Origin of the sequence: Rhodococcus sp. MH15, assembly GCF_019266045.1 — a bacterium.
GTDB lineage: Bacteria > Actinomycetota > Actinomycetes > Mycobacteriales > Mycobacteriaceae > Rhodococcus_F > Rhodococcus_F qingshengii.
Genome location: NZ_LPNP01000023.1, coordinates 1 through 2,788, shown reverse-complemented (window position 1 = coordinate 2,788; position 2,788 = coordinate 1). Strand labels below are relative to the sequence as shown.

Genomic DNA, 2,788 nt, shown 5'->3' with positions numbered 1-2,788 from the left:
GGCATTCGCCGCCGCGACCAACTTCGACGTCTACTTCGCAGACGCGGGCGCTCCCTGGCAGCGCGGCAGCAACGAGAACACCAACGGGCTTCTCCGCCAATACTTCCCGCGCGGTACCGACCTGGAAGCGCACAGCGTCGACAAACTCTTGGCCGTCGCGGAGGAGCTTAACGACCGACCCCGGAAATCGCTCGACTGGGACACCCCTGCCGAGCGCCTGAGTGCTTTACTGGAAGTCTCGTAATTACGAGTGTTGCGACGATTGCTGGAATCCAAGCGGTGGGGTGCTCGGTGATGTCGGTGAGCCACAATCGGTTCGGACGCTGCGCGGTGAACTCGCGTTGCACCAGGTCCTCGTGCACGGCCGGCCCGGAACGCACCGACTTCAGTCGGCGAGGCTTCTTGCCGAACCTCGACCACCAGGTGTTATCCGAGCAGATCCGCCACGCCGTCCGTGCCGCCATGACCTGACCCGCGGCCTCGGCTTCGTCGGCGAGAAACCGGTACCCGAACTCAGGGTCGTCCCGGTGGGCATCGAACAACGCGTTCGCCCGATATGCCCAGGTCAGATCTGCCTCGGTGACCGCATCACGCAGCCACCGATAGTACGGTTGGCGGGAGAGCTTCAAGACCCGGCACGAGACCGCGACGGGGATTCCGTCGACGGCGAGCTCCTTCACGAGCGGGTACATCATTTTCCCGGCAGATTCGCCTGCGACAGATACGCCGCAGCTCGCCGCAGCACCTCATTCTCCTGCTCCAGCAGCCGAACTCGTTTCTTCAACTCCCGGTTCTCGGCCATACTCATGCTGCTCAGCCCGGGTTTCGTACCGTCATCGACATCGGCTCGTCGCATCCACTTCGACAGTGTCATCGGGTGCACCCCGAAATCCGCGGCAACCTGATCGATCGTCACACCCGGTTCCCGGCCGCGGGCCACCCGGACTACATCCTCGCGAAACTCCTGTGGGTAAGGCTTCGGCATAGCTGCATCCTTCCAGGCCACCCCGAAGGTAAGCCAGATCAGATGTCACCTATCCGTGCAGCAGACCCATTCGGATAAAGTTATGGGTCAGTTGGCGGTAGCGTGACTTTCTCCGTTCCCACACGCACGTCTGCGCAGCGGAAACCAGTTATACCCGTCAGCGGGACCCGGTATACGATGTACTCGCCGCTCCGGCGACACTGAATCGCCCTCCCATAGGAGGGCGATGGTTTGACAAAGCCACTTGGCCTACCTCTGATGCCGCGGCCATCGAAGTGAGTGTTCAGGCTGGACCCCAGCAAACCACTTTCCTGCGAATGTTAGGTGAAGAGAGAGAACGCTGCGTTCGATTCGGTCTTCCGCCACACGATGTCGACACGAGCGCACCAGTGTGCTCCGCCTTCCCACACAACGACAGCTGTCGCGGGATGTCATGCGGCGAAAAATCGTGACTGGCGGAGGGACTAATGCCCATTTACCATTGTCGACATCTCGTTACCGTGCTACGACGCCACACGACCCAGTATCGCAGTCTACGAAGGTTACGAAGCCTACTCTGCGGGCTCGTTCTACCGAAGGCCAAGGTAGCGGAGCACCGAGAGTGAAATCTGGTCTGCTACGGCTTGGTTGCAGCGTTCCATAGAACCCGGGAGCACCAGATGACTGACGGTGAGGCGGATCCAAACATCGACCGCAGGGACAACGTCGGCAGCACGATCACCTCTGAGATGGGTCTGAATCCACGTCACCAATTCTTCGGTGGCGGACTTCAGCATGTTCGTCGATGTAGCGAGTAACGGCAACACCCCAGTGCCCATACGGGTGAGGTCATCCGAACGGCCAAGCTGGACGCCCAACAGGGGACTTTCAACGGCTTCGTCCAACGTGTAACGAACGGCTGCCGTGATGGCCGTCGGTACGTCGGCTGCGTTTGCGTCGAGGACCTTCCGGATTCCATCCAGAAAGCGGTGAGTCTCGCGCACGACTAGTGCGTCGCCGAGGGCAGCTTTACTCGCGAACTCGCGATACAACGTAGGCCGGGATACGCCAATCACAGCGGCGATTTCACTGAATCGCACTTTCTCCCAGCCCTTCTCGATGGCCAACTCCTGAGCTGCTCGCAAGGCTTCAGCGCGCAGCTGCAGACGAAAGGAAACCCGGACGGGCTCGACAACCATGACTAGAGTGTAACGGCTGATCAAGGAACCGGTTCAATGCCAGAACATCGCCGATCATTGAATCCCGGGTCATGTCGTTGCCGCCGACGATTAGCAATACCAAGTTGCCCAAAAACTCTCCCGGCCCAGCTAATCAGTGCCTTAGGTCTCAGCGTTGCCCTACACGTGGAGGTCCAGATCGAATCCGGCTTCTTCTCCGGCAGCGGTCATGTCCGCTTTGTCGTGCTAGTACCGCGGAAACGAACAACTGACAGACGCCGCGCACCGGACCTGCCGTGCGTGCGCCGATCCGCAGTGGCCTGAGATGGTCGGGCGCCCCGCAGGTCGCCGTCGATGCCGGGCACTGCGTTGTTGATTGCGATCCGCATCAACGGCAGCCTTCCTCGAAGAGGCGTCTCGCCATTCTCTCGTCGTACGATACAAAGGTCTCACCAGCCATAACCAACTCCTGATGCTGCGTTTATGTGATCGTTCAAATTGTGGTCGAAGTTGACTGCGTCGGGAGGAATCGTCAAATTCTGTGGATTAAGGTGTGTCAGGCGACCTCGGATACCGGCGTGTCCGGTGACGGTTCCGGGGTGATCTCGACGGGTCGTTCGAGGAGCTTGCCCTTGTGGAACAGCGC

Annotated in this window: 4 protein-coding genes and 1 pseudogene; 1 reads left to right on the top strand and 4 read right to left on the bottom strand. The window is 60.1% G+C overall.

Going from position 1 to position 2,788, the window contains the following annotated elements; genetic code table 11:
- On the top strand, positions 1–244 hold a 244-nt coding region (locus ATN37_RS00210; protein ID WP_218694584.1), incomplete at its 5' end, for an IS30 family transposase.
- Here the strand turns inward: ATN37_RS00210 and ATN37_RS00205 are convergent.
- From ATN37_RS00205 to ATN37_RS32190, 4 genes and pseudogenes are all read right to left on the bottom strand, one after another.
- Complete coding sequence (locus ATN37_RS00205; RefSeq protein ID WP_011331550.1) at positions 168–695, bottom strand: transposase; 528 nt, start codon at positions 693–695, stop codon at positions 168–170. The two genes, ATN37_RS00210 and ATN37_RS00205, sit on opposite strands and share 77 nt — an antisense overlap.
- Complete coding sequence (locus ATN37_RS00200) at positions 692–985, bottom strand: transposase (RefSeq protein ID WP_030537996.1); 294 nt, start codon at positions 983–985, stop codon at positions 692–694. Before ATN37_RS00200 ends, ATN37_RS00205 begins: the two co-directional genes overlap by 4 nt.
- Positions 986–1,554: 569 nt before the next feature.
- On the bottom strand, positions 1,555–2,163 hold the full coding sequence (locus ATN37_RS00195; RefSeq protein WP_021334597.1) for a TetR family transcriptional regulator: 609 nt from the start codon (positions 2,161–2,163) through the stop codon (positions 1,555–1,557).
- Between the two features lie 16 nt (positions 2,164–2,179).
- A pseudogene (locus tag ATN37_RS32190) lies at positions 2,180–2,388 on the bottom strand (cytochrome P450); the annotation flags it as partial.
- Between the last annotated feature and the right edge of the window lie 400 nt (positions 2,389–2,788).

Bases quoted from the DNA above. Each gene is read 5' to 3' on its own strand.
- ATN37_RS00205 (WP_011331550.1), bottom strand. From the start codon at position 695: ATGATGTACCCGCTCGTGAAGGAGCTCGCCGTCGACGGAATCCCCGTC.
- ATN37_RS00200 (WP_030537996.1), bottom strand. From the start codon at position 985: ATGCCGAAGCCTTACCCACAGGAGTTTCGCGAGGATGTAGTCCGGGTG.
- ATN37_RS00195 (WP_021334597.1), bottom strand. From the start codon at position 2,163: ATGGTTGTCGAGCCCGTCCGGGTTTCCTTTCGTCTGCAGCTGCGCGCT.